Here is a 24,807-nt window from a genome sequence, read left to right as displayed (position 1 = left end):
CAGCACTGCACTTTGGCAACCAGGTTTCGTCAGCATCCAACCTTCACGGCGTTTAGCGCCATCGGCCCATGCTCACTGGATCGGCCTCGCCCGCCCCGGCTAACCGGCCGTCAGCACACCGCACGCGATGCGCCCGCCAGCGTTCCCCGCAGGATCGGTGACATTATCGTCAGCCTTCGCGTGAATCACGATCGCCGCTCCGTCCGCATCGAGCAGCGGCATCGCGCCGCCTGTCAATTGCCCTTCGGGGATTACATAATCCAGATCGCCCGTTCCATCCGGTCCTACGGACATATTCGGCATATCACCCATATGCATGCCCGCTGGATTATTCCTGCCATGTTTGCGGCCGGTCGGATTCCAGTGCCCGCCTGCGCTGACAAAGTCAGGCGCCGTGCAAAGGCCGGTCATATGCACATGGACCGCATGAATTCCCGGCGTGAGTCCTGTGGCCCTGACCATTATATGCAAGCCATCCGCCGCCTGCGTGACGGTGGCCGAACCACGGGCGGCGCCATCACCGGCGAGAAGCCGGGCATTCGCAGCCGGCGCCGCTGTGTTCGAACCAGTCGTCGCACAACCACCAACCGCCATGAGCAGAGGCAAACCCAGACATATCGCCGCGATTTTCATGATAGCATCCCCAATGAACACTGGCTTGAACGTGAGGCCGCTCTGTTTGTTGCTTACCTGCCTGAAATTGTCATCGAAATTCGCTGTTCGCTATGATTCCAACCGGAACTACCGCCATAGCGCATAAAGAAAGGGGCCAGTCTTTCGACCGGCCCCTCCCATCTTCCTTCATCGCTGAAGGAAATCTGATTACTGACCCGAACCCGGACCGTAGGTGATTTCCACACGACGGTTCTGCAGTTCGCGCACGCCATCGGCAGTCTCGACGCGGGGGTTCGATTCACCGAACGCCTGGGTCGTGATCACGCCATCAGGAATGCCCTTCGACGCAATGTAAGCCTTAACGGCGTCAGCGCGACGCTGCGACAGGCCGACATTGTACGAGGCCGAACCCGAACGGTCCGCATAGCCTGCCAGCATGACCTGGGCGCTGCCGCAGTTGCTGTAAGCCGAAACCGCGTTGTCCAGAATGGTAGCCGCGTCAGGCGTAACGTCCGACTTGTCCCATTCGAAGAACACGATGTACGGTCCGGGGCTGCATTCCGCAACCGGCGGCGGAGGCGGCGGGGGCGGAGGAGGCGGGGGCGGCGGAGGAGGCGGCGGCGGAGGCGCAGCCGGTTCGCCGAAATTGTAGGTCAGACCCAGCAACAGGCTGTGCGTACGCAGCTTGGTGCGGATATTGTCGCCCGCATTTACGCCCGTGCCATAAACGAGATCGGTGTAGCTGGGGATCACATTGATCTTGTTCTGGTTGAAGAAGCGATACTTCAACGAAACATCGACATGGTTGGTCACGGGATAACGAACACCCGCGATCGCCTGCCAGGCGAAGCCCGTGTCAGTGTCATTGACGATGTCATTGGCGATCTTGGCGCGCGAAACGCCCGCACCGCCGCCAACGAAGCCCTGCAGGCCATCATCCGAACCGAAATCGAGCAGACCGTTGATCATGAACGACAGAGCCGAAGCCGAACCGCCGAAGCCGGTCTTGTCCAGATCCACCCTGGCGCGCTTGTAGGCTGACTCAGCCTCCAGGCGGAAACCACCGAAATCATAGCCGATATTGGCGTCGAAATCATAACCCTTATGATAATCGATAGAGCCAACAGCAGGTACGCCGTTGATCTTGGCGCCCTGGTCTTCAACCAGCAGCACGCCGGCGTCTACGCCGATATACCAGCTGTCATCACGCGCAAAGGCCGGACTGGCCAGAACGCTGGTCGCAAGAGCAGCCGCGAGGGCAAGCTTCCGCATCTGAATTCCCCTTTCAAAAGTGTCACGAAGGACTGCTGAAACCCTGTATCCGCAAGAAAGTTTCATAGCAAGTCTACATTTGCGGGAACCGTTGCAAAAATGCCGCATAGGCCGGGATTTTTGAAATAATATGAGGCACCGTCATAAGTCGTTTAACAATTATGTAAATATCGCGGGAGTGTCAGGAAGCAATAAGGCCATGCGCGCGCAGCGCGTCAAGAATGGCGTTAATGGCGGTTCGTGAATTATCATCGACGATCGCCCCCCCGGCAGGTGCTGATATAGCTGCCATCTGTCCGCCGACGACCCGATGGCCGGCAATATGAAGTCCATCGGTGCGCAAGCTCGCGTCCCGCCAGGCCGAACCGTCATAGGCCATGGCATGGCCCCGGTCGCTCACGAGCAGAGACAGCCCGGTACGCGGCTGAAAAAAACGCCAGCCGCCTTCGGTCCAGCACGCCACCCGGCTGGCCTGTCCCGTCCATGCTCCGGTCGCGCCGGGCGCGACGATCCAGCATTGCCCGATCATCGACGACTCAGGCGGGACAGAGATATCGGCACTTTCCATCTGCCCATGCAGCAGCGCATCGATCACCGTCAGCGCCTCATTGTGGAAAAGTTCCTTCTGCGCCTGCCCCGCATAAAGTAGCGGCAACGCCCAGCGCACGGTTACATCCATGGTCATAATATCGGCCCTCCGGTTTGGGAAAAAATGGCGGCTCAGAGCTGTTGGGAAAAGCGCGGAAGAGCGCATTTCAGGTTGCCGCACCGGCCCTTCAAACGAGGCACGTGACTCGTTTGAACGGCCGGTGCGGATGCGCCAAAGACGCATTTCCAAACAAACTCTCAGGCGGTGAGGGTGATAAAGGCTGGTCGCCCCATCGCCCGCGATCCGGTCTGGCGGATTTCAATGGTGATGGCGCCCGCCGCGCCATCTGCGGCGATCGTCGCGGCATCATAGGTCCATGAGGGCAGCGATGTTTCGACACTCCGGACACTAACCTCCCCGGCCAACACGCGCACCGTATAACGCTCGCTTTCCTCGGCCAGCGGCACGTCGCCCCCGCTGCTCCAGCGCCAGCCCGCCCGGCTCCGGCGCGTCCAGCCGATCGTCCAGCCGCCATCCTCCGTCCGCGCGCGCAGATGTACCGGCGACGGCGGGATCAGCGCCTCTCCGGTCAGCATCAGCTCCGCCTCGGCCGGCTCGACATCGCCGATCCCGATTGCCGCAATCTGAGCGCGGCTCCCGACCTCTGCGTCCGTCCCCATCATCGCGAAGGGATCGCGCAGCCGCTCTTCCTCCAGCAGCAGGAAGGACGCGCCCGCCGCATGATCCATAGCCCATTCGGTCCCGCGCAATCCCCGCCGCAGCCCGCTCAGGACAAATTGCGCCGGTCCCGTCTGTTCCGCCCGGCTGAACTGAATCAGTTCCCCTCCGACCAGACACAGGTTGCGTCCCTGCGATAGCGCAACGTCGTCGGCTGGCGTCAGCAGCATATCCTCCGCCAGCAGCGAGACGTTCAGTCGGTTGCGCTCATCCACCATCGTCACGCTGCCCGGCCCCAGCGCGGCCCCCAGCTCGCCCATGACCGCCCGTGGCGCCGATCGCCCGAGCGGGATAGATTCACCGCTGGCGCCCGTGAAAAACAGCGCCGCGCTACGCCAGCCTGTCCCCCCGCTCGCCGCCGCCACCACGATCGGCGCGTTCGCCACACCGTCCTTGAGCGCAGGCAAATCCGCGAGCATCAAACTCGTCTGCCCATGCGGTGCATCGCTCTGGCGCACGATCGCCCCGGACGAGGCTCCTGTCGGCACGCTGCCGCCAGCCCCCCGCGTCCGGCGCAGCGCCAGCCGCACGGCCATCGCCTCCCATTCGCGCTCCTCGATCCGCCACAGGCCGGGTTCGCCCTCAACCGTCACGACCGCGCCGGGTTCATGGGTCAGCGCACCCCACCCGCAGCGCAGCGTCATCGTCGCCCGCCCCGTCCACATCTCGCCCAGCCGCCGCCCGGTCAGCCCGCGCGCGGCATCGGCGGACAGCACGGCAGGCAAGTCGACGCCCCGCTCCGCCCGGCCCGGTCCCGGTCGTGTCGACCGTTGCACACCCGTGCGATAATCCCGCTCCGCGTCATAATAGCGCATCGACAGCGCGACCGGCGCCGTTTCGGCCGCCTCGACCGATCGCTCGATGATGTCGAGCACGCGGCCGTTCACAGCCCGGCACAATATTTCCCTGCCGATCTCGCCCCCGCTCACCAGCGCCGCCGCTTCCAGCCGAAGCCCCCCCTCTCCGGCCAGCAAGGCCAGTCCCTGCGCCTCGATCAGCGGGACGATCGCCTCGCCTGTGTCGCGCCCTTCCGCGGCATAGCCATCCACGCTCGCCAGTCCGTCACCGAAAAGCGCGCCCTCGCTCAGCACGGACGCAATCTCGCCGATCGACACCGCCCCGCCATCGGCCTCCACCTCGAAGGTCAGCGACGGGATGCGATTGCCATAATCGGCCAGCGCCAGATCCTCGAACAGCGCATAGGCAACCCCGCGATGCGCCGGCGTCCGCGCCACCCCCTGCGCCGAAGCGATGAGCGGATCGACCGGCTGGTCCTCGTTGCCATCATGCAGCCGGAACGCCCCCAGCTCGGTCTTGAAATCCCCCGCCGCCCCGCGCAGCAGATTGCCGTCCGCCCAGATCCGCTTCACCGACCGCACCTGACGCGCGGACAGCGCCACCGCAAAGCTCGCTGAATAGGCATAGGTGGTGACGCTCGGCCGCCCCTTGCCGCCCCCGCTCTTGCTCTTGGTCTCGCGCAGGTCCGTGGCCCAGATGACGGTGCCTGCGACCCGGATCGCCCCGAACAGCTTCGGTATCTGCGTGCCATAGGTGGACGTCTGCAATTGCAGGTCATTGAGCCGTGGCCCCTCGCGGCCCTTGGGCTTGAATAGCACGGCATGATCGAACGCATTGCCGATCAGCCCACCAAGAGCCGCCCCGATCGGCCCGAACACCGATCCCACGGCGGTAAGCACCAAAGTGGCCATCCATTCACTCCTCGATTGTGCGCCAGATGCCGATCACCGGCCAGGGCGAAGCGCCGGGACATTCCACCACCCGGCCCAGCCCCGCATGGGCGTGGACAAAGCCGTCCGGCACGGCGATCATCAGATGCAGTTGCACCGGCCCCGGCCGCACCAGCAGCAAGTCGCCCGGTCGCATATCCCCGACCTCGGCCAGCCCCGCCGCCGCCAGCCACGCCCGGACCCGCGCGACATCGTTCAGCCGCAGCCCATAGGCCGGGGGCAATGCGCCGCGATACCCGGCGCGCTCAAAAGCCAGCGCCGCCAGCCCGACGCAATCCAGCCCCCGCCGCTCGTCCCGGCCATGCAGGCGAAACGGCACGCCGATCAGCCCGCGCGCCTGCGCGGCCACCGCCGCGCCCAGCATGTCGCCGCTCATGCGCCGGGATAGCGCGTCAAAAGGTCGGTGCCCGGCAGATACGGCTCGCCCTGGAAATTCAGCGCATTGGCAAAGCGGGTGGCGCAGGTCTCCATCTGCCCGTCGCACCCTTCGGTCAGCAGCGCCAGCGTCCCCGGCTCGACCGCGAATGGCGGCGGATCGACCAGCATCACGCCATCCGCGGCATTATCGGCCACGCCCTGCACGATGCCGCCATTCGCTCCGCTCAGCCAGCGCAACGTGCCAAAGGCATAATGGCCCGCCACCAGCCCCGAAACCGCCATATCCGCTCCCTCGATCCCGGCGACCGTCACGATCCGCCGCCGCCCGGCGAGATCGACCCGGCACTGCCGGTCCCCCAGCGCCGCGCGACAATCGGGCGAGGTCGACGGCGCGACCGCCTGCCCCAGCACCGCCGCCGCGCCCACCAATTCGGCGGTGAACGCCCCGCCCTTGCGCCCGACCGCGCCCAGTTCGCCCCGCGCCAGCAACAGCCACAGCGCGCCCGGCGACTCCCACTCGGTCAGCCGCAATTCCAGCGCCGCCCCGTCCCAGCGACCGGCGGTCAGGTCGGCCTCGTTGATCGCATCCGCCACCAGCGCGCCCTCGACATCGGTATCGCCGCCCTCCGCCGTGATCCCGCCGCGCACCGCCGCCGGTCGCATCCCCGGCGCGGCGCGATAGCGCATCCCGTCGATCACAAGGTCGCGATCATGGCTGGTCAGCCCGATGCTGATCCCGTCCCGCCGCTCCAGCCGCCAGCAAAAGGCGAGCGTGCACAGCGGCTTGCCCAATATCTCTTCGAGACTGTCCCCGCCGCTCATTCGCGGATCTCCACCAGCGGCACCGATGGCGCCTCGCCCGCCGCAAAGGTCGCGCGGTTGATGTCCAGCCGGTCCTCCGCAAAGCGCACCGGCACGTCGAACCGGAACCCGGCGGTCAGCACCGCGTCCGCCACCGGCGCATGATCGAACGCAATGACGCCCAGCGCGCCAAGGCTCCATCCGCTCAGCGCCTCGACGCCATCCACCGCGACCCTGATCGTCCCCGCCACCGGCCGCGTGACGATCCGGCTCTGCGCCTCTTCCCCGTCGCCATAATAGCGCGTCAGCTGGAAATTCGTCCGCGCCCCGTCGCCAATCCCCAGCCGCTGGTCGATCGGCGACGGCGTATCGCCATGATCGCAACTGCGGTCGTCATAGGGATCGGTAAAGCGAAACCCCTTTGCCGCCCCGCGCCGCGCCCGAAAGAACGTAATCAGCGCGGCGATGTCCGCCTCCGATCGTACCCCCGGCCCGGCGTCGAACGACAGCCGTGCATCGGCCCAGTCGCTGCTCCGCCGCTCATGCCCGGACGGGCTTTCGACAATCTGCGTCGAAAAAGCCGGCGACAGGCTCGCCTCGCGCCCGATCGCCAGCGGAAACGCCACATCGTCAAAGGCTTGCATATCCTCGTCCCCACTCAATCTGAAACAGGTAAAGCCATCGCGCGCGACCTGCGGCAGCGCCCAGATGAAGGTCGCCGCCGTGCCGCGCTCCACCGACGCCTGCGCCGCTGCCGCGATCTCGCGCCACTGCGCCGCCTGATCGGGCCGCAGCACGAAGCCGGAAAAATAATGCTGTTCCGCGATCGGATAGCCCAGCCGCGCCGTCGCCAGCGCCACGCCAAGCGCCGTCTGCCCCGGCCGCCCCTCCGTCACCCAGTCATAATCTTCCAGTTGCAGCACGTCGAAAGCGGGCGACGCCCAGCCGACCGGCATGTTAGCGCGCTTGGCTTCGGGCGCGAGCGGGTCAAGGATCGTCGGCAGATACGCCAGAAGATGCGTCACCGCATCGGCCGCCGCCGCCTTCACCGCCGCGCACAGCGCCGCCGTCGACGCCGCCAGCAACGCGCCCGCCGCATCCAGCAAAGCCTTTTGCGGCGCACTCATGGTTCCGCGCACGTCCGTAATCACCACCGGACTGCCGCCGAACGCCGCCCGCGTCGCGTCATCATACAGGCAGATGCGCCCGTCGCCCGGCATCACCCACCACCATGGCTCCCCGACCTGAAACAGGATCGGCAAGTCGGCGCCCAAACCTATGGAAACAAAGGCTCCGGCAACCGCCTGCAAATAAGCCATTGCCCCGCCATGGGCCGGCGACAGCAAAGTCGATGGCGGCGACCATCCGGTCAGCGCCGGATCGCCATTTTCCGCCCGCTGCTTCCAGTCGTTCCAGCAATGCGCATCGAACAACTCATAGGAAAGCGACCAGATCACCCCCAGCCCCAGCGCCCTGGCCCGCCGCGCGAAATCATCATGCCACGCCGCGCAGGGTGCATTCAGCACCCCGCCCGCGAGACTGACATAGAGTCCGCCGCCTGCCCGTTCGAGCCGGAAATAATGGCTCATGCCGACATAATGGTTGATCGCCCCGCGATAGCCCAGCGCATGAATCGCCGCGACCACCCGCTCGGGCGTCTGGTTGAAGCCATCATCATAGCCGGTCGCCATGCAGAGGCCATGTTCGGGCAGCATGACATCGCCCACCGCCAGCACCGATCCCGCCCCGTCGCACCGCATCTGCGACAGTTCCGCCCAGCCCTCCGCCCCCATGGCAAAGGGCATATCCCCCGCATTATAATCCGGCGCGACCAGCGAAATGAACATGCGATCGACATCGCCCGCCCACACCGGATCTGCCTCGCCCGGCAACAGGAACCCGCCATCCAGATCGGAAAAATCCAGCTTTATTTCCGCATCTTCCGGCGACCCACTCGCATAGTTCCACAACCGCACATACCAGGCGCGCGGTTCCCCCGCCGCGTCGCGCCCCTCGATCGTCAGCGTCGGCCCGTGCGTCTCGTCCAGCCGCCGCAGCCCCCCGCTGCGCCAGCGGAACCGCAGCTCGCATTGGCGAAAATCCCGCGCCGTCTCATAGGCCAGCAGGGGATGGCTCCACTTGTCCTCCGCTTCCCAGATCAGCCCCGCCAGATCGCCCGACCCATAAAAGACGCAATCGACCCGCAGCGCATCCGGCGCGGTCGTGACGACGCTCGCCATCATCGGCCGTGGGAAATTGACGGTCCAGTGCGTCGGCGCGAACCGCTTCATGAAGCGCGTCTCCTGCCCCTGCCGCGAATCCGCCAGCCAGTAATCGATCCCGCTCATCCGTTCAGCGCTCCCCTCACCGCCCGCGCCACCTGCCGCGCGCTGCGCGCCAGCAATCTTGGCTCGCTGTCTCCGCCGCGCCCGTTGACCGCGATGCTCACCCGCACGTCGCGTCCGCCGCCAGCGCCATGCGCCAGCACCTGGCCGCTCGCCGTGGGCACGAACATTTCCGGCCCGCGCTCGCCGACCATATAGGCCCGCCCCGGCGACACCGGCCCGCCGGTCGCCCGCCCCGGCAGCCCCAGCGCCGACCCCAGCAGCGACGACCCCAGATTGAGCAGCCCCCCACCACCGCCGACACTTCCCATCGCAGTCTTGAGCGCGCTCGCCGCGATATCGTCCAGCACGCCGATCGCGATCCGCTTCAAATCCTCGAACCCGAACTTGCCGGTCCGCGCCGCGCGCAACAGCCCCTGTTCGATCCGCCGCCCGGCCCGCTCGGCCCCCGCCGCCAGCGGTCCTTCCATATCGGCGCGCATCGCATCGACATCGCGGCTCAGCCCCTGCGTGTCGGCGCGCACGCGCACGACCAGCGTCTCGATTTCCTCGTCCATCTCGCGCTCCCTGTTCCGATCAGTCGGGCATGTCGGCCATCAGCCGCGCCAGTTCGCCGCCGTCCACGCCCTCGCCCGCCGCATCCTCGCCGCGCGCCGCCAGCAGCACGCCCGCCAGTTCCACCGGCGTCGCCCGCCAGAATTCATGCGGCCGCCAGCCCAGCAGCCAGCCGGCCACACCGGCCAGCCGCGCCGCGCACTCTGCAAAGCACGTCATTTTCCCGCCAATATCTGCTGCAAGATCGCCTTGAGCACCGGCGTCACCCGCGCCAGCCCCACCGCGACGATCGCCTCGCCCAGCCCCTCGCGGGTCAAACCGGCATCACTCTCGACCAGGCAGTGCCAGAACAGCCCCGCCATCTCGCCCAGCGTCAGTTTCCCGTCCGCCGCCCGCTCGACCAGCGCGAACAGCGGCCCCAGTTCCTCTTCCGCCGCCACCAGCGCGCCAAAGCTCGGCCGCAACACCAGCCGCGCCCCGCCAATCTCCAGCGCCACTTCGCCCCGCACCGGGTTCGCGCCGCTCACAGGCTCACCACCGCGCCGGAGCTTTCCAGGCTCAGCGCATAATTGCGCTCGCCATTATAGTCCCCGGCATAGTCGAGCCGCGTGACCAGGAACTTGCCCTGCATCCGCTCGCCGCTTTCGAAGCTCAGTTCATAATCGTCGATCGTGCCCGACAGCGCATGGTTGCGAATGCGTACCTCCGCCGCCGATCCGGTGAAGATGCCCGCCGCCGACACGCTGACCGATCGCACACCCGCGCCCGACAATAATTCGCGCCAGCCGCCCGAATCCTTGCTGGTGATGTTCACCGCCTCGCCATTGACGGACAGTTGCGTGGTGCGCATCCCCGCCACCGTGGCATAAGCGACCGGCGACCCGCCATCGCCCACTTTCAACAGAAACGCGCTTCCTTTTTCGACGCCCATGGCGCATTCTCCTTACAGATAAAACGTTCCAGAATTGGGATGAGGAGAGGTTCAGATGATGATGGCCGTGCCACTCGCGATGATGCTCGCGACCGCCCCTGCGGCCGATGCCGTCGGCGTCGGGCGCAAGACCTTCTCGGCCTGCCTGGAGGCGCAGATCGAACCCGCGCTCAAGGCGAAGACGACGCTCGCCGACTTCGGACAGACGCTCAAGGCCAAGTGTGGCGACAAGGAAACCGCCTTCCGCACCGCCATCCTCGCCGCCGACAAGGCGGACGGCATGTCGCTCAAGGACAGCCAGTCGGACGCGGACGATCAGGTCGCCGAATATGTCGACAAGATCACCGCCGAATATGAGGATTACGCCAAGTCGCCCTGAGCGGTGATTGTCGCGCCCTCATAATTCCCGCACCACGCGCAGGCGATAATCCACCACCGCCTGCCACGCGTCCGCCCCGCTGCGCGCCACGCGGGATCGCAGCAGCCGCGCGGTGACGATCCGCCATCCGTCCGCCGGGGCCAGCGCCGCGCGCAACACCGGGTCGATCCGCGCCATGATCGGCGTCAGCCGCCCCGGCGTCGGCCCGGCATCATGCAGGCTGATCGTCAGGCGCAATTCGCGCCCGTCCACATCCTTCGCCCCCCAGTCCGCGCCCAGACATTCGCCGACCACCGCATAGGGTGCGCTTGCCCGCACCGGCGCGCCGTCGAACAGGCCGTTGAGCCGGTCCATCAGCGCCATGTCACCGCGCAGCGCCTCTATCACCGCGCCGCGTATCGCCAGTTCCGCACTCATCGCTCCCCCCTTCCCGCTTCCCGCAACGCCAGATCGCCGATCCACCGCCGCATCAGCCCCCGCCCGGAAAAGCGCACATCCTCGCCCTCGATCGCTACGTCCGCGACCCCGCGCGCCACGATCGCGCGGGCAACCGCCTCCCGCAGCCTCGCCGCCCGCGCCTCCGCCAGCCCCGCGAGCCGCCGCGCCATCGCCCTCATGCCAGCCGCATCCGTCGCCACGGCCGCCACAGCGCGCTCACCACCGCGGGCGGCGCGGCGCCATCACCGCCCCGCGCCGAAAAATGCTCCACCGCCAGTCGCACGATCCCCTGCCGGATCGCTTCGGGCAGGCCGTTCATCTCCGCCGCCAGCCCCGCCCGATAGCGCACCGTCAGCAGCCCGTCCGTCACCGGCCGCGCCGCGCGGACCCAGCCTTCGCCCTGCGCATCGATGTCGATGGCATAGGCATCGGCCGCCAAAGGCCCCTCGCCCGTCGCGACCGACACAATCTCCACCACCGGTCGCGCCGCCAGCCGCCGCCAGCTTCGATCCGCCGCCACCGTCTCCTGCGCCTCGCGGATGATGAGCCACTGGCCGATAAATTGCTCGCACAAGGCCCCCGCGCCGCGCAGCAGCCCCGCCAGCACCGCGTCCTCCGCGCTCGTTTCGATCCGAAGATAGGCCTTGAGTTCCGCCAGCGCCGCGCTCGCCGCGCCCTGTTCCTGCTCCACCAGCATCAGCGTTCCTCCACCCTTATATGGATCGACCGTTCGTCCACCTGCCCGTCGGACAAAGTCACGCGATTGGTGATTCGGTACAGCCGCCCGACCCGGCCACCGCCCAGCCGGACGCTGCTACGCAGCCCCTCAACCGCATCGGCCTCGACCGCCACGCCGCCGCCCTCCGCCGGGCTGACCGTCCAGTTGCTCGCGACCAGACTCTGCCCGGCCAGATAGGCCGACCAGTCGATCGCATGATCGATCCGCCCTTGCGGGTCCTTCAAATACAGACTCATCGGATTTTGCTCCCCCTGTCGGCCTCCGGCCGCTCCACCCGCGCTTCGCCACGCATCCGCAGCGCCTGTTCCGGCCGCAGCCCGACGCGCCATGGCCCGGTCCAAAGATGGTTCGTTTCGGACAGGCGGATATCGCCGATCACCCCCGCGCCCAGCACGTCACCCTGCAACATCGCGCGCCTCCAGCGCGTCCAGCCGCGCCTCGATCCGCGCCATTCGACGCCGCTGCCAGGCCGCCTCGACGGCCAGGCATTCTTCATAGCGCAATCCCCAGCGGTCCCCCGCCGCCCGGCCGAGCCGCGTCACATGGCCGCCCTCGTCCCGCTGCTCGTCCAGCGCGTCCCAGCGATCGTGACAGACAAGGCCCAGCGTCACCGCCGCACCCTCGCCCAGCCGCGCATCGATGGCGTCGCGCACATGCTGCGCGATCAGGCCGATATGCCAGCGTGCGCCTTCGCCCTTGGCCTCCCATGCGTCGATGAAGCGATAGCGGCTCCAGCCCACGTTCGACCAGACGTCGAGCAGCGCGTCCCCGACCCCGCCGATATCGCGCTTCAACCGGGCGTCTGACGTATTGATCGTCCCGCTCCCCGCATAGACGGTGCTCCATCGGAACGAACTGCTGCCCAGCGTCCGCGCATTATCGGTAATCGGCAGGATATTGCCGCCAATCGACGTCTCGCCCGTAGAACGGATGATGCTGATGGCCGTGCCCAGCGACGTCCCGTCATCGGCATAACGGGCGATGAAGTAATTGGAACCGGCGTTCGCGCCGCTTTCTGCCGTCCCGCTCTTGCCAAAGGCCCAGCGCAGGCCCGCTGCAGAAATCGCGCCGGAATAAAAAACCAGTTGGGAAAGCCGTCCGACATCGGCGGCAAAATTGATGTTGGCGTCGGCCGCGTCACCGATGCGACTGGCGATCAGACCTTTGCCGATGATCGTACCGCCGGATGAAATCGCCCCGGAAAAATCGCCCGCTACACCATAGACCGCCGACCAGCGCAGGGCCGACGTACCCAGCGCATAGGAATTGGTCGCCAGCGGTGCGATCTGCGCCGCCGAAATGCCCAGTCCCATCGTCACGACGCCGCTGGATCGCGTAATCTGAAACGGCGTATTCTTATAGGACCCCGCATCGCTATAGGCATTGATCGCGAAATTGCTGCCCGCGTCGCTGCCCGTTTCCGCGCCGCCCGCCCGGCCAAACGCCCAGCGCTGTCCGGTCGCACTGAAATAGGCGAAGCTGTTTTGCGCGGCGTCCGCCGACACCGCGATATTGGCGGACGCGCCGGCGCCGATGGTGGTGACGGAAAGGGACGAAAGTCCGCCGATCGTTCCTCCGGTTACATTCACGGCGCTGGCGGCCTGCGTCGCGATCGTCCCCAGCCCCAAATTCGTGCGCGCCTGCGCTGCGGTGGAAGCCCCGGTTCCGCCATCGGCGACAGCGAGATCGGTGATGCCGGTGATGAATCCGCCGCTGATGGCTATCGCAGCGGCGTCCTGCACCGCCATCGTCCCGAGGCCCAGCGTCGTCCGTCCGGCGGCGGCGTCGAGATCATCGACAAGGCTGCGGCCAAAGCTTGTCAGTGTCGTGGTCGCCGCCACACCCGCGCCGGTCCAGTAGCTCAATCGATCCGCCGCCGTCGTCAGCCCGGCAATGGCCGCCAGATTGGCGCTATAGCCCTGCACGTCCGCGCCGATCGCCAGCCCCAGACCAGCGCGCGCCGAACCTGCGCTGGTCGATCCGGTCCCCCCGTTAGCGATCGCCAGCGTGCCGCCCAGCGTCATGGTTCCGGCACCCGTGACCGGCCCACCCGAAATGCTCAGCCCGCTGGTCCCGCCGCTCATCGCGACGCTCGTCACCGTGCCGCTCGTGCTGCTGGTCCCAGCACCGATATAGCTGCGGAACGTCGCCGCATCGGCACGCGCCAGCGCACCGCGTCCGAAAGATGTCGTCGCAAGCGCGGCGATGGCGTCCAGTTGCCCGTCATGCGCCTGCACATCGCTGCCGATGGACAGGCCCAGATTGGCCCGCGCCGCCGCCGCGCTCGACGCGCCGGTGCCGCCATCGGTCACCGCCAGATCGGTAATGCCGCTGATCGCGCCACCGCTGATCGCCACCGCGCCCGGCTGCTGCGTCGCCATCGCCCCCAGCCCCAGCACGCCCCGCGCCGCCGCAGCATCCACAGCGCCGATCAGCCCGCGCCCCAGCGCACCCAGCCCGGTCATCCCGGCCGTTCCCGCCCCGGTCCAGTAGCTCAACTGGTCGGCCGCGCTCGCCTGACCCGCAATCGCCGTCAGGTTTGCATGCGCCTCCTGCTTGCCCGCCAGCGCCGCGCCCAGCCCGGCCACGCCCGCGATGCCATGGCCATGCGCCTCCACCGCCGCCGCCCAGCCGCTATGCAGCGCCAGCCCGACCCGCTTCTCGCCCGCGCCAAAATCCACCACGCCACCGCCAGCGGACGAAGCAACCGGCGTCCGCACCAGCCGCCCGCTGCCGTCCAGCGCGCCCGTGCCCGCTTCCCACTGCGCGGGATCGGCGATGCCGACGATCATATAGGGAAATTGCGCGCCCTCGCTCACCGCATCGGCAAAGGCGCGATAGCCCGACAGCGGCCCGCCCAATATCAGCGGCCCCGCGCCCATATCGTAACAGACCTCCCGCACCAGGTCCGCCATCTCAAGATCGGTGATCGCCACGCCCGTCCCCCAACAAAAAAGGGGGAGCGCCCATCGGACGCTCCCCCACCCTTTCAACCAAACCGCCGGTGGGGCGGATCAGGACGCGGCGAACTTCATCAGCTTGATCGCCTCGGAATTGGCCACCGCGCCGCCGATCCGCTTGACCGCGTAGAAATGCACGAAAGGCTTGTTGCTGAACGGATCGCGCAGGATGCTGGTCTCGCTTCGCTCGGCGATCACATAGCCAGCCTGGAAATTGCCGAACGCGATCGACAGGCTGCCCGCCGCGATATCGGGCATGTCCTCCGCCTCCACGACCGGATAGCCCAGCAACGTCGCCGGCTGTTCCGCGCTCAGCGACGGCTGCCACAGGAACGCGCCGTCGCTCGTCTTCATCTTGCGGATGGTGGCGAGCGTCGCCGCATTCATGACGAAGCTCGCCCCCTGACGATAGGGCGCACGCAGGCTCTGCACCAGATCGATCAGCCGGTCCTGCGGATTGGACGCGGCAAAGGCCCCGGCCCCGCCCGACGCCACATATTGCAGCGATCCGAACGCGCGCACCCCGTCCGCCTCATTGGTGGCGGTGTAGGTCAAAAAGCCCTTGGGCTTGTTCGTCCCGTTGCCGGTGATGAAGGCCGCGCCCTCCGCCGCCGCGAACTCGCGGGCGATCTCTCCGGCCAGCCAGCCCTCGACATCGAACTGCGCATCGTCGAGCATCGCCTGGCTCGCCGCCGGATTGGCGTAAAGCTCGCCCGATGGCGGCGCGATCTCGTTGAACACGGGCGTCGCCGTTTCGGTCCGCGCGCCCGTCTCGCTCGCCCAGCCCGACACGATCCCGCCCGACGTCACCAGCTTGCGATAGCCCGCCGTCCCCGTCCGCACGACATTGGCGATGCCCCGGATCGGTGAAATGCCCTTGAGCGTCGCGTCGATCAACTGATCGATCTCGCGCGGCACCGCATAGCCCCCCGCCGCGCCGCTCGCGCCCGAAAAGCTTTTCAGCTCCACGCCCGCCTCATGCCCCTGCCGCAAATAGCGATCGACAAAATTGGCCCGCGCCGGATCGACGCTACCCCCCTTCACCCCATCGAGCGCAGGCCGCTGCATCGCCACCCGCATCGCCGACAAATCCGCCTCCAAAGCCGAAATCCGCTCCCCCTGAAGCACCGCGTCAAACGCCCCCTCCAGCTTGTCCAAAACACCGTCCGTCATACGCATCTCCTGCTTGTGAACACGAAAAAGGGCGGCCCCGACCGGGACCGCCCTGCAATTTCAAACCGGGCGACGAAGTCTAACCCTCCACCGCGATCACCCGCGCCGCATCCTGCATCGGGTGCGTCACCAGACTCACCTCCACCAGTTCCAGCGCCAGCAGTTCCCGCGGCCGCATTCCCCGCGCCGCGCGCACCCGATAGCCAAAGCTCAGCCCGTCGAGCGCCCCCGCCTTCAGCGCCGCCGCCGCCTCGCGCCCCGCCGCCGTTCGCGCCGACACGCGCCCGATCACGCGCAAGCCCCGCGCGTCCTCCTCCAGCCGCTCGACCGTCCCGATCGCGCTGCCCGGCGCATGCTGCCACAGCAGCGGCACGCCCCCCGGCTCCAGCCCGGCAAAGGCCCCCGCCCGCACCACGTCGCCACCGCGATCCACCCGGTCGAACACGGCGGCATAGCCGGCAAAGCGCACATCCCCCGCCCCGCTCATGCCCGCACCAGCCCGAGCAGCCCCATCTTCACCGCGATCCCCAGCAGCACCAGCGCCAGCCCGATCCGCACCGCCCAGCCGACCACCGCCCCCCGCGCCGCTTTCTTCGCATCCCGCCATGCGCCCAGCAGTTCGCGCAATTCGCGCATGTCGCCCTCGGCCCGCCGGTCGCTTAAGCCCAGCCGCTCCAAAGCCCGCCCCGCGCCCAGCTCGCTCGCCTCCTCGATCAGCGCGCGGATCATCACCATATCACCGGCTCCGGGCACCCCTTCCGCCTGCGCCACCAGCCGCGCCAGCATCTCGCCATCATATTTCACGGCTGCGCCTCCCCAATTCCGATCATCGCCCGCTTTTCTTCGGCGGTCAGGAAATCCGCCGCCGCGACCCGCTCCCACAGCGCCGCCCGCTCCTCCGACAGCGCGGGCACGCTATCCAGATCGACGCCCAGCGTCAGGCCCGGCCACCAACCGCTCAGCCCCTGCGCCAGCCCCGCGCCGATCTTGCCGACGAGCGGCAGGATCGACTGCCGCCACAGCGCCCGGTTGGCCTCGCGATAATTGGCGTAACTATTGTCGCCGGGCAGCCCCATCAGCATCGGCGGCACCCCGAACGCCAGCGCGATCTCCCGCGCCGCCGCCGCCTTCAGCCCCACGAAATCCATCTCGGCGGGCGTCAGGCTCATCGCCTTCCAGTCCAGCCCGCCCTCCAGCAGCATCGGCCGCCCGGCATTGGCCGCACCCGAAAAGGCGACCTCCATCTCGCGCTTCACCCGGTCGAACTGCTCGGGCGACATCACCGATCCGTCGCCCGGATCATAAACCATCGCGCCCGAAGGCCGCGCCGCATTGTCGAGCAGCGCCTTGTTCCACAGCGTCGCGGCATTGTGGATCGCCACCGCGCCAGCCGCCGCGCCGACACAGCCCAGCCCGTAATGATCGTCCAGCGGATGCAGCGATTTGAGGTGCATCACCGCCGTGCGCCCCGCGCCATCCTCCGAACAGAGCCGGGTCACGCTGTCGCCGACGCGATAGAGATAGGCCATCGGCCAGCCGCGCGCATCCGCCTCCACCGATACCCGCTCGGGCCGCAGCGCGAACAGTTCGGCGGGCGTCCCGTCCACCCCGGCGATCACCTGCACATAGGCATTGCCGTGCAACAGCAGATGCGCCGCCAGCGTCTCCACCAGATTCTGCCCCGCCGAAGCCCGGTTGACGAGCGCGAGCGCGCGCGCCGCTTCCTCACCGCTCGCCGTCAGCGCGCAGGACCCGGCTCCGTCCGCCACCAGCCGCAACGCCCGCTGCGCCACCGGATTGCCGATCACCCCGGCGCGCATCTGCGCCTCATAGCTTGCGGGCCATTCCCCGAGCGATACCGCGCCCGCGCCCCAGGCGCGCGCCAACGCCGGCCGCGCATCCTCGCGCGCTGCTTTCGTCCCGAACCATTTCATGGAAACCCCGCATAAAAAAATCCCCGCCCCGGTCGAACGGGGCAGGGATCGTGAAAACCGCTTGCTAAAAGGATCGGGAGGTCAGCGCCCCCGATCTTCAGGGATTACGCCGCAGCACCCGGTCGCAGGCCGAATTGGTGCCCTCGCTCTTGCCGATCACCCGGCCCGCTACGGCCCCGGCCGCACCCGCCAGCAGCGATTCGCCCAGATTGCCGCCCGCCAGCGCACCGACCCCCGCGCCGCCCGCCGCACCGATCACCGTGCCCCGGTCGCGACCCTTCTTGGCCTGCAACAGGCAATAGCGCACTTCGCTGCGATCCTTGGGATAGGCGCGCGCCACCCGCGCCCTGTCCTTGCTGTTCAGCGACGCCGCCATGGCCGGCCCCGCCATCAGCGACAGGCCGGTCAGCGCCGCGATCCATTTGGTGGTCTTCATCATGATTCTCCTGGCTGAATTCCTGCCTGCCATACGCCTGAACGCCCCGGCCGGTTCCCTCGTTACGCCTACGCATCGAAGTGTCAGATGCCGCGAATGCGCGCATCCCCGCTGCGCCCGAGCATCAATTCGGTCAGCGCCCACACCAGCGCGTCGGCGCGATCGGGCGAGCGCCCCGGCCCGACATAGCCACCTCCCAGCACCAGCCCGCACATCTGGTCCTCCAGCTGGGGAAAAGCGCCGCGATGCGCGACCCGCCCCGCTTCATACAGCGCCGCCACCGGCTCCGCCCGCGCCACCTTGCCCCGGCTCGCATGGACCAGCCGCACCGGCAGCGTCTCCTCCGCCGCCCGCAACACGCTTTCCACCATCGCCCCGCCATTATTCGCCTCGGCCACCACCCGGTCCGCGCCATGGGTCGCCGCCGCCGCCGCCACCGCCCGCGCCCAGCCTTCGGGCGACTGGCCCTCGACCGTCGCGTCCGCGATCACATAGGCGCGGCCGTCGCCGCCCTTCCCCACGACCACGATGCCGCACGCATCGCCATGGGCCGACGCTGGCGGATCGACCGCCACCACGACCCGCCCCAGCGCCGGCACATGCGCGACCCGGCACCGCTCGATCGCGTCGCGCGACCACAGCGCGCCCTCCGCCTCCTCGATCAGTTCGCCGTCCAGCTCCTGCCGCCCCAGCCGCGTGCCCCCATAGTTCGCCGTCATCGCCGCGACGAAGCCGTCCGCCAGATGCGCCGCATTGTCCGCCGTCCGCCCCCGCGTCACCACGACATCCGCGCCGTCCCGCGCCACCAGCGCCCGCACCAGCGGCACCGGGCGCGGCGTCGTCGTCGCCAGCACGCGCGGGTCGCGCCCCAGCCGCAGGCCCATCATCATCATGTCCCACGCGGTCTCGCCGCCCGGCCATTTGGCGATCTCGTCGGCCCAGCCATGGCTGAACTGCGGCCCGCGCAACGCCTCCGGCTCCGCCGCGCCATACAGCGTCGCCATCGCGCCATTGGGCCAGATCAGCTTGCGTAGCGCGGGCGCGAAGGCGGGCCGGTTCCACCATGGCGCGATCGATAACAGCCCCGACGCGCCCTCCACCATCACGCTGCGCGCCTCGCCCAGCGTCGCCCCGACGAGGGCGATGCGCGCGCGCGGATCGCTTTCCGCCACCGCGCGCACCCATTCCGCCCCCGCCCGCGTCTTGCCAAAGCCGCGCCCCGCCATCATCAGCCAGATGCGCCAGCGCCCGTCCGGCGGCAGTTGATCGGGCCGCGCATGCCAGCGCCACTCGACCGCCAGCCGCTCCGCCGCCGCCGCGTCCAGCCCCGCCAGCACCCGCTCGCGCTCGTCGCGCGGCAACAGCGCCAGCCGCTCGAAATCCGAAACCCCGCCGCTCATCATTCCTCCGCCGCACCGGGCATCACCCGCGCCCGCACCTCCAGCAAGGCGGCGCGCAGCCGCTCGATCGCATCCTCGCCGTCCGGCTGCTCGCGCATTTCCTGCGCCCGCGCCGCCTCCGCCGCGCCGCGATGCGCCAGCAACAGCCGCACGCCCACGACATGGGGATGGCCCCGCCTGATCTTGCGGCTCTTGACCACGCCTTCGCCGTCCAGCGTCACATCCTCCTGCTCGCTGCCGAACAGCGACTGGCGCAGCAGCAACGCCTCCAGCTCGCCATAGCCCACGCTCAGCGCCTGCCCCCATTCGCGGGCAAAGGCCGGATCGCGGCGGCGCTGATAATAGGCGCTCGACAGATTCTTGCCCGCCACCCGCGCCGCCTCGCTGACGTTGCAGGTCGCCGCCAGCGTCTCCATGAACAGCGTGCGCCGCGCCGGGGTCCACCCATTCTTGCGGATCGCCTTCACCTGCGGCCCGTTCACGCCCCCGCTGCGCAGGCTCCCCGTCACGGTCAGCGCCCGCTCGACCTGCCCGTCCCCCGCCTTTCCGGTAAAGCTGCGAATCCGCGCCTTGCCTTGCGCCGCGCCCTTTTCGTCCTTCGCCATACCGCCCCCGTTGCCTGCACGCCCGCCAACGCAAAAGGGCCGACCCGTCAGGATCAGCCCCTTGCCGTCGCCGGCGAGTCACAATTTCTCAGTGTGCCAATAACTGCCAGAACAGCGTGACGATGTCAAGAATAATGTTCCAAATAGGTTATTTATATCAACCGCCGCACGACAACTTGCGCGCCCACCCCCGCTGTGGCAGCACTATATGCAACGGGACAAGGCGACCTCCCGTTCAGGCGTTCCCCGCCCAAGCGTCGGATCAATGCACGGCCATCGCGCCGCCGGGGAACTTATGTCCGAACTTATATCCGAACCTTCCTTTCAACAGATGACCCGCGTGTTCACGCGCATCGGCCTGCTCAGCTTCGGCGGCCCAGCGGGGCAAATCGCCCTGATGCACAAGGAACTGGTCGACGATCGCGACTGGATCAGCGAGGATCGCTTTCTTCAAGCGCTCAATTTCTGCCACCTGTTGCCGGGGCCGGAAGCCCAGCAACTCGCCACCTATATCGGCTGGCGGCTGCATGGCGTGCGCGGTGGCCTTGTCGGTGGCGGGCTATTCGTCCTGCCGGGTGCGCTCGTCATGCTCGGCCTGTCGATCCTTTATGTGCAGGCCGCCCATCTCGGCTGGTTCGCCGCCCTGTTCCTGGGAATCAAGGCGGCGGTGCTGGCGCTGGTGGCGCAGGCGCTGCTGCGAATCGGCGGCCGCGCGCTCAAAAGCCCGCTTCAGATCCTGCTCGCCATCCTCTCCTTTGCCGCCCTGTTCCTGTTCGCTCTGCCGTTCCCGCTCGTGGTGCTGGGCGCGGGCCTGATCGGCATGGCCGTCGCCGCCTTCGCGCCGCACTGGCTCCGCCTCAAGACGCTGGCCCCGCAGCCGCCCACGCAATCGCGTCGATCCCTGCTCGCCGCCACGCTCGCGACCATCGCGCTCTGGGCGGCGATCTGGGCCGCGCCGATGCTGCTTCTCGCGCTCCTGCTCGGCCCCGATCACCCGCTGTTCGCGATCGGCGCTTTCTTCTCGAAACTCGGCGTCGTGACCTTCGGCGGCGCTTATGCCGTGCTCGCCTATATGGCGCAGGAAGCGGTGCAGGCGCATCACTGGCTCAGCGCCGGAGAAATGGCCGATGGCCTCGGCCTGGCCGAAACCACGCCGGGACCGCTCATCATGGTGACGCAGTTCGTCGGCTTCCTCGGCGCTTATCGCGCGCCCGCGCCCTTTTCGCCGATGCTCGCGGGCATCCTGGGCGCGGCGGTCACGACCTGGACCACCTTCGCCCCCAGCTTCCTTGGCATCTTCGCCTGCGCGCCGTGGATCGAGCGCCTGTCCCATGCCCGCCGGTTGCAGGGCGGCCTAGCCGCGATCACCGCCGCCGTGGTCGGAGTCATCGCCAACCTGTCGGTCTGGTTCGCGCTGCACCTGCTGTTCCGCCGGGTCGTCACGGTCGAAGCCGGGCCGTTGCGTCCCCAACTTCCTGATCCGCGCAGCCTCGATCCGCTCGCGCTCGTCCTTACACTGCTCGCCTTTTTCCTGCTGTTCAGGACCCGGCTCGGCGTCCCCGGCACGCTCGCGCTCTGCGCCGGTGCGGCGCTGCTCGCGCATCTGTTTTGATAATCGTGTCGCGGGGTCGGCTCACTGCCCCCCGTCGCCGCCAGCCTCTTCGCCGCCGTCACCCGCGCCGCGCGCCGGAGTCTGGGTATAATCGATCCTGATCCGCACCCAGCTTCCGACCATCTGCTTGCCATTGACGCGCGGCGGCAGCACCAGAAACTGCCATGCCGCCAGCCGCACCGCGCGCGCAAGCCCCGACCCCAGCGGCGATTCGCCCAATATCTGGCAATTTTCGACATGATAATGATCGACCGTCTTGCACGCGACCATGCCCCACCCGCGCGCCGGTCCATTGGCGGGCAGGAACGGCGACAGTTCCGCATTGGTCGGCCGCCGATACCATTCGGCGTTGAACAATTGCACCCCGCCCGGTCCCTCGCCCGGCCCGGCCACCGCGCCGCTGTTCCCGCTGGCGCCGCTGCCCGCCGCCGCATCCGATTTCGCCATCTTGCCGATGTCCGCCGCCGCCATCGCCTTGCTGTCCAGCGTCACGAAGGGGAGCGGCAATCGCGGCAATTCCACGGGCTTGCGGACCGGCCTGGGCTGGACCACCGGCGGCGCGACGCTCTTCGCCTCGCGCTTTTCGGCGCGCTTGGCCGCCTTCGCCTGCTTCTTCTCCGCCTTTTGCGCGGGCGCCATCTCGAACGTCACCGGATTGCGATCCTCCTCCGGCGGCGGCGTCGTGTGCGGGGCCAGCGTGAACAGGGCCAGCAACAACAGCAGATTGAGCACCAGCGCGAACGCAAAACCGCCGATTCGTTCGCGTATTTTCCGCCAGGTCAGGGGATATTGGTTCACATAACGCCGATCGGACAGGGTTGGGCAGGCAGGACGGGATGGCAGGCAGGGTCTTGCCCAGACGTCACCCGATCGTCAACGCCGTCGCCCGACCAGCCGCCCGAAAGCGCTGGCGGCCCGAAACGATCTCCGCTAGGCCCACGCCCGATGCTTACCCGGCTCTACCAATGGATGCTCGCCAAAGCGGCCCACCCCCATGCCGAACGCTGGCTTTTCGCCTTCAGCTTTCTGGAATCGAGCTTTTTTCCGATTCCTCCCCATCCCCTGCTCGGCCTGATGTGCCTCGCCCGCCCGGAACGCGCGATCCGCTTCGGCATCATCTGCACTCTCGCCTCCGTCCTCGGCGGATTGCTCGGCTACGCGATCGGCCATTTCCTCTACGAAGCGGTCGGACAGCAAATTCTCGCCGCTCTGGGCCTGTCCGCCAAATTCCCCGTCGCCGCCTGCTATCTGCGGCAATATGGCGCGGAAATCATCCTGATCAAAGGCGCGACGCCGATCCCGTTCAAGCTGATCACGATCACCGCCGGCTTCGTCGGTCTGTCGATCTTCACCTTCCTATGGGCCAGCATCGTCAGCCGCGCGTTCCAGTTCATGATCGTCGGCCTGTTGTTCTGGAAATTCGGCGCGACCATCAAACCCTTCATCGAAAAATATCTCGCCCCGCTTTCCGCGCTGTTCCTTGTCCTGATCGTGGGCGGATTTGTCGGCGCATCGATGCTGTCGGGCGGCGGCAAGAAGGATGATTTGTGCAGCCACGCCACCATGGCGACCCTGCGCTGATTCCCGCCGCGATGCAGGCGATCCTTCTACGGCATCCTAAAATCGCGGCGCTGATCGCCGGCTTCCTGTCGGCGACAGGCTTCGCACCACTCTCGCTCTGGCCAGTCGCGATCTTCTGCTTTTGCGCCCTGCTGCTCCTGCTTGAAGCCGCGCCAGACCGCCGCGCCGCCTTCACGCGCGGCTGGCTGTTCGGTCTCGGCCAGTTCACCCTCGGCCTCAACTGGATCGCCCACGCCTTCACCTTTCAGGACGCGATGCCGCACTGGTTCGGCTATGGCGCGGTCGTCCTGCTGTCGCTCTATCTCGCTGTCTATCCCGGCCTCGCCACGCTCGCAGCCTGGTGGATTAACCGGCGCCTGCGAAGCGCCGCCGCGCCGCTCTCGCTCATCCTCATTTTCGCGGCCTTCTGGATCGCGACTGAATATCTGCGCGCCTCCGCCTTCACCGGCTTTGCCTGGAACCCGCTCGGCGCCGTCCTGCTGCCCACGGGAATCGCCATCGCGGCGACGATCATCGGCACCTATGGCCTTGGCGCATTGGTCATATTGGCCGCAGGTGCCCTCATCCTCGCCAGCCGGAGCCGGTTCGTGCCCGCCGCCGCGATCCTGCTGCCGCTCTGCGTTATTGCTTTGTGGGGCATGGTCGCAGGATCATCGCCCGCGCTCCCGGGCGCGCCGCGAATCCGCGTGGTCCAGCCCAATATCGGCCAAGGCGAAAAATATTCACCCACCCGCGAAGCGGAACATTTTCGCACCCTCGCCGCCCTGACCGGCGCCTCACGCGCCGCCCCCCGCCTCATATTCTGGCCCGAAGCCGCGATCCCCGCCTATCTCGACATGGAACCCGAATGGCGCGACCGGCTGGCGAGCCTGCTCGGCCCCGGCGATCTGCTGATGACCGGCGCCGATAAAATCTACTACAAACAAGTCGATAAAGGCCTGTACCTCGACCGCGTCCTTGCGGGCGCGAACAACAGCCTTTGGGTCGTGACTCCTGATGCCCGCATCGCCGCCCGCTACGACAAGTCGCATCTCGTCCCCTATGGCGAATATCTCCCCATGCGGTCCTTCCTTCAGCCGCTCGGCCTGTCCCGCCTCGTTCCGGGCGACGCGGATTTCTGGCCCGGCCCCGGCCCGCGCAGCCTCAATCTCCCCGCCGCCCTCGGGCGTCCCGCGATGAAAATGGGCGTCCAGATCTGCTACGAAATCATTTTTTCCGGCCAGGTTATCGATCCCGCAAACCGCCCCGCTTTCCTCTTCAACCCTTCCAACGACGCCTGGTTCGGCAGTTGGGGGCCGGTCCAGCATCTCGCGCAAGCCCGCCTCCGCGCGATAGAGGAAGGATTGCCGATCATCCGCTCGACGCCGACCGGGGTTTCGGCCGTCATCGACGCCAGAGGCCAAATCCGCCATGCACTCGGCCTGGGCCGCGCTGGCTTCCTCGACACCGGCCTGCCGCCTGCTCTCCCTCCGACGATATTTTCCCGCGCCGGAAATCGCGCGCCCGCCATCTTCATGGTGGCATTGCTTCTGCTTGGCATTGCTTTGGGGTGGGTCAGGCGCTATCGAGGCACATAAA

Annotated in this window: 29 protein-coding genes; 4 read left to right on the top strand and 25 right to left on the bottom strand. The window is 67.7% G+C overall.

All coding sequences use genetic code 11. The annotated features are described in order from the left end of the window. Positions 1 to 99: 99 nt before the first annotated feature. From ACODSN_RS00145 to ACODSN_RS00095, 11 genes are all read right to left on the bottom strand, one after another. Positions 100 to 633, bottom strand: a complete 534-nt coding sequence (locus ACODSN_RS00145; protein WP_489052188.1) for a superoxide dismutase family protein — start codon at positions 631 to 633, stop codon at positions 100 to 102. 189 nt (positions 634 to 822) lie between these two features. Further along, positions 823 to 1,887 (bottom strand): OmpA family protein, encoded by a 1,065-nt coding sequence (locus ACODSN_RS00140; RefSeq protein WP_489052588.1) that lies wholly within the window; start codon positions 1,885 to 1,887, stop codon positions 823 to 825. 181 nt (positions 1,888 to 2,068) lie between these two features. Beyond that, positions 2,069 to 2,572, bottom strand: a complete 504-nt coding sequence (locus ACODSN_RS00135) for a DUF2793 domain-containing protein (RefSeq protein WP_489052187.1) — start codon at positions 2,570 to 2,572, stop codon at positions 2,069 to 2,071. 161 nt (positions 2,573 to 2,733) lie between these two features. Beyond that, positions 2,734 to 4,923, bottom strand: coding sequence for a phage tail protein (locus ACODSN_RS00130; RefSeq protein WP_489052185.1), 2,190 nt, complete (start codon positions 4,921 to 4,923; stop codon positions 2,734 to 2,736). 4 nt (positions 4,924 to 4,927) lie between these two features. After that, complete coding sequence (locus tag ACODSN_RS00125) at positions 4,928 to 5,338, bottom strand: NlpC/P60 family protein (RefSeq protein WP_489052184.1); 411 nt, start codon at positions 5,336 to 5,338, stop codon at positions 4,928 to 4,930. Further along, positions 5,335 to 6,162, bottom strand: a complete 828-nt coding sequence (locus ACODSN_RS00120) for a DUF2163 domain-containing protein (protein WP_489052182.1) — start codon at positions 6,160 to 6,162, stop codon at positions 5,335 to 5,337. Before ACODSN_RS00120 ends, ACODSN_RS00125 begins: the two co-directional genes overlap by 4 nt. After that, the gene (locus tag ACODSN_RS00115; protein WP_489052180.1) at positions 6,159 to 8,489 is read right to left on the bottom strand and encodes a DUF2460 domain-containing protein; all 2,331 of its coding nucleotides are present in this window, start codon (positions 8,487 to 8,489) and stop codon (positions 6,159 to 6,161) included. Before ACODSN_RS00115 ends, ACODSN_RS00120 begins: the two co-directional genes overlap by 4 nt. Continuing rightward, complete coding sequence (locus ACODSN_RS00110; RefSeq protein ID WP_489052178.1) at positions 8,486 to 9,043, bottom strand: tail tape measure protein; 558 nt, start codon at positions 9,041 to 9,043, stop codon at positions 8,486 to 8,488. Before ACODSN_RS00110 ends, ACODSN_RS00115 begins: the two co-directional genes overlap by 4 nt. A 19-nt stretch (positions 9,044 to 9,062) precedes the next feature. Beyond that, entirely contained in the window at positions 9,063 to 9,260 is a 198-nt protein-coding gene (locus ACODSN_RS00105; RefSeq protein WP_489052176.1) for a phage tail assembly chaperone, read from the bottom strand. Continuing rightward, positions 9,257 to 9,568 carry a gene transfer agent family protein gene (locus ACODSN_RS00100; protein ID WP_489052174.1) on the bottom strand — a complete coding sequence of 104 codons (312 nt, stop codon included), beginning with the start codon at positions 9,566 to 9,568 and terminating at the stop codon, positions 9,257 to 9,259. The genes ACODSN_RS00105 and ACODSN_RS00100 overlap by 4 nt, the downstream gene beginning before the upstream one ends. Further along, positions 9,565 to 9,972, bottom strand: coding sequence for a phage tail tube protein (locus ACODSN_RS00095; protein WP_489052172.1), 408 nt, complete (start codon positions 9,970 to 9,972; stop codon positions 9,565 to 9,567). Before ACODSN_RS00095 ends, ACODSN_RS00100 begins: the two co-directional genes overlap by 4 nt. A 55-nt stretch (positions 9,973 to 10,027) precedes the next feature. Between ACODSN_RS00095 and ACODSN_RS00090 the strand changes: the two genes are divergently transcribed. Then, positions 10,028 to 10,351 carry a hypothetical protein gene (locus ACODSN_RS00090; RefSeq protein ID WP_489052170.1) on the top strand — a complete coding sequence of 108 codons (324 nt, stop codon included), beginning with the start codon at positions 10,028 to 10,030 and terminating at the stop codon, positions 10,349 to 10,351. A gap of 18 nt (positions 10,352 to 10,369) precedes the next feature. Here ACODSN_RS00090 and ACODSN_RS00085 read toward each other — a convergent pair whose 3' ends face one another. The 13 genes from ACODSN_RS00085 to ACODSN_RS00025 all read right to left on the bottom strand — a co-directional run bounded on the left by ACODSN_RS00085 (position 10,370) and on the right by ACODSN_RS00025 (position 20,036). After that, positions 10,370 to 10,768, bottom strand: coding sequence for a DUF3168 domain-containing protein (locus tag ACODSN_RS00085; protein WP_489052168.1), 399 nt, complete (start codon positions 10,766 to 10,768; stop codon positions 10,370 to 10,372). After that, positions 10,765 to 10,968 (bottom strand): hypothetical protein, encoded by a 204-nt coding sequence (locus ACODSN_RS00080; RefSeq protein ID WP_489052166.1) that lies wholly within the window; start codon positions 10,966 to 10,968, stop codon positions 10,765 to 10,767. The genes ACODSN_RS00085 and ACODSN_RS00080 overlap by 4 nt, the downstream gene beginning before the upstream one ends. Further along, positions 10,965 to 11,486, bottom strand: coding sequence for a head-tail connector protein (locus ACODSN_RS00075; RefSeq protein WP_489052164.1), 522 nt, complete (start codon positions 11,484 to 11,486; stop codon positions 10,965 to 10,967). The genes ACODSN_RS00080 and ACODSN_RS00075 overlap by 4 nt, the downstream gene beginning before the upstream one ends. Further along, on the bottom strand, positions 11,486 to 11,764 hold the full coding sequence (locus tag ACODSN_RS00070) for a phage fiber-tail adaptor protein (protein ID WP_489052162.1): 279 nt from the start codon (positions 11,762 to 11,764) through the stop codon (positions 11,486 to 11,488). The genes ACODSN_RS00075 and ACODSN_RS00070 overlap by 1 nt, the downstream gene beginning before the upstream one ends. Then, the gene (locus ACODSN_RS00065) at positions 11,761 to 11,937 is read right to left on the bottom strand and encodes a hypothetical protein (protein ID WP_489052161.1); all 177 of its coding nucleotides are present in this window, start codon (positions 11,935 to 11,937) and stop codon (positions 11,761 to 11,763) included. Before ACODSN_RS00065 ends, ACODSN_RS00070 begins: the two co-directional genes overlap by 4 nt. Continuing rightward, positions 11,924 to 14,464 (bottom strand): tail fiber domain-containing protein, encoded by a 2,541-nt coding sequence (locus ACODSN_RS00060; protein ID WP_489052159.1) that lies wholly within the window; start codon positions 14,462 to 14,464, stop codon positions 11,924 to 11,926. The genes ACODSN_RS00065 and ACODSN_RS00060 overlap by 14 nt, the downstream gene beginning before the upstream one ends. Before the next feature lie 78 nt (positions 14,465 to 14,542). Beyond that, complete coding sequence (locus ACODSN_RS00055; protein WP_489052157.1) at positions 14,543 to 15,661, bottom strand: phage major capsid protein; 1,119 nt, start codon at positions 15,659 to 15,661, stop codon at positions 14,543 to 14,545. 79 nt (positions 15,662 to 15,740) lie between these two features. Next, a complete protein-coding gene (locus ACODSN_RS00050) occupies positions 15,741 to 16,148 on the bottom strand; it encodes an HK97 family phage prohead protease (protein ID WP_489052155.1) in 408 nt (135 codons plus the stop codon). After that, positions 16,145 to 16,465: a DUF6127 family protein gene (locus ACODSN_RS00045; protein WP_489052153.1), complete on the bottom strand. Its 321-nt coding sequence runs from the start codon at positions 16,463 to 16,465 to the stop codon at positions 16,145 to 16,147. Before ACODSN_RS00045 ends, ACODSN_RS00050 begins: the two co-directional genes overlap by 4 nt. Beyond that, positions 16,462 to 17,595 carry a phage portal protein gene (locus ACODSN_RS00040; protein ID WP_489052151.1) on the bottom strand — a complete coding sequence of 378 codons (1,134 nt, stop codon included), beginning with the start codon at positions 17,593 to 17,595 and terminating at the stop codon, positions 16,462 to 16,464. The genes ACODSN_RS00045 and ACODSN_RS00040 overlap by 4 nt, the downstream gene beginning before the upstream one ends. A 97-nt stretch (positions 17,596 to 17,692) precedes the next feature. Further along, complete coding sequence (locus ACODSN_RS00035) at positions 17,693 to 18,031, bottom strand: hypothetical protein (protein ID WP_489052586.1); 339 nt, start codon at positions 18,029 to 18,031, stop codon at positions 17,693 to 17,695. Between the two features lie 83 nt (positions 18,032 to 18,114). Continuing rightward, positions 18,115 to 19,431: a DNA-packaging protein gene (locus tag ACODSN_RS00030; RefSeq protein WP_489052585.1), complete on the bottom strand. Its 1,317-nt coding sequence runs from the start codon at positions 19,429 to 19,431 to the stop codon at positions 18,115 to 18,117. Then, positions 19,431 to 20,036 carry a hypothetical protein gene (locus tag ACODSN_RS00025; RefSeq protein WP_489052149.1) on the bottom strand — a complete coding sequence of 202 codons (606 nt, stop codon included), beginning with the start codon at positions 20,034 to 20,036 and terminating at the stop codon, positions 19,431 to 19,433. Before ACODSN_RS00025 ends, ACODSN_RS00030 begins: the two co-directional genes overlap by 1 nt. A 331-nt stretch (positions 20,037 to 20,367) precedes the next feature. Here ACODSN_RS00025 and chrA point away from each other — a divergent pair, with 331 nt between their 5' ends. Further along, the gene (gene chrA, locus ACODSN_RS00020; protein WP_489052148.1) at positions 20,368 to 21,648 is read left to right on the top strand and encodes a chromate efflux transporter; all 1,281 of its coding nucleotides are present in this window, start codon (positions 20,368 to 20,370) and stop codon (positions 21,646 to 21,648) included. 21 nt (positions 21,649 to 21,669) lie between these two features. Here the strand turns inward: chrA and ACODSN_RS00015 are convergent, their stop codons facing one another. Then, entirely contained in the window at positions 21,670 to 22,446 is a 777-nt protein-coding gene (locus tag ACODSN_RS00015) for a hypothetical protein (RefSeq protein WP_489052147.1), read from the bottom strand. A 147-nt stretch (positions 22,447 to 22,593) separates the two neighbouring features. On the opposite strand from ACODSN_RS00015, the gene ACODSN_RS00010 reads away from it, so the two are divergent. Together ACODSN_RS00010 and lnt are read left to right on the top strand one after the other, a co-directional pair. After that, complete coding sequence (locus ACODSN_RS00010; RefSeq protein WP_489052146.1) at positions 22,594 to 23,229, top strand: YqaA family protein; 636 nt, start codon at positions 22,594 to 22,596, stop codon at positions 23,227 to 23,229. Positions 23,230 to 23,240: 11 nt separating this feature from the next. Further along, a complete protein-coding gene (gene lnt, locus ACODSN_RS00005) occupies positions 23,241 to 24,806 on the top strand; it encodes an apolipoprotein N-acyltransferase (protein WP_489052583.1) in 1,566 nt (521 codons plus the stop codon). Position 24,807 lies beyond the last annotated feature (1 nt).

The sequence above is a fragment of the Sphingobium sp. FG11 genome, assembly GCF_057809915.1.
The sequence above is the reverse complement of the archived record's forward strand: the minus strand, read 5'-3'. Positions and strand labels throughout refer to the sequence as shown.